Source organism: Clostridium sp. ATCC 25772 (assembly GCF_001573875.1).
GTDB lineage: Bacteria > Bacillota > Clostridia > Clostridiales > Clostridiaceae > Clostridium_J > Clostridium_J senegalense.
In genome coordinates, this window is the sequence record NZ_LFRG01000221.1 from 1 (window position 1) to 523 (window position 523).

Here is a 523-nt window from a genome sequence, read left to right on the forward strand (position 1 = left end):
TTTTTATATCCATTTGTATAGCAGTTATACCGTGCTCAGTACCTGCAACTTTAAAGTCCATGTCTCCTAAGTGGTCTTCCATACCTTGTATATCTGAAAGTACCGCAACTTTATCGTCATGTTTTATAAGTCCCATAGCTATACCTGCTACCATATCTTTTAATGGCACACCTGCATCTAAAAGAGATAATGTTGATCCACATACACTACCTTGAGATGTTGATCCATTTGAACTTAAAACTTCAGAAACAACTCTTATTGCATATGGGAAATCTTCTTTAGAAGGTATCACAGGAAGTAATGCTCTTTCAGCTAATGCTCCATGTCCTATCTCTCTTCTACCTGGACCTCTTGAAGGTCTAGCTTCTCCAACACTGTATGCTGGGAAGTTGTAATGATGCATATATCTTTTACTTTCTTCTTCATCAAGTCCATCAAGTATTTGAACATCACCTAAAGCTCCTAAAGTTGCTATAGACATTACTTGAGTTTGTCCTCTTGTAAATAATCCAGATCCATGAGC

General features: G+C 37.3%; 1 pseudogene. It reads right to left on the reverse strand.

What is annotated here, in order from left to right:
* Nucleotides 1-523 (reverse strand): annotated as a pseudogene (locus tag AZI32_RS17685) (polyribonucleotide nucleotidyltransferase); the annotation flags it as partial.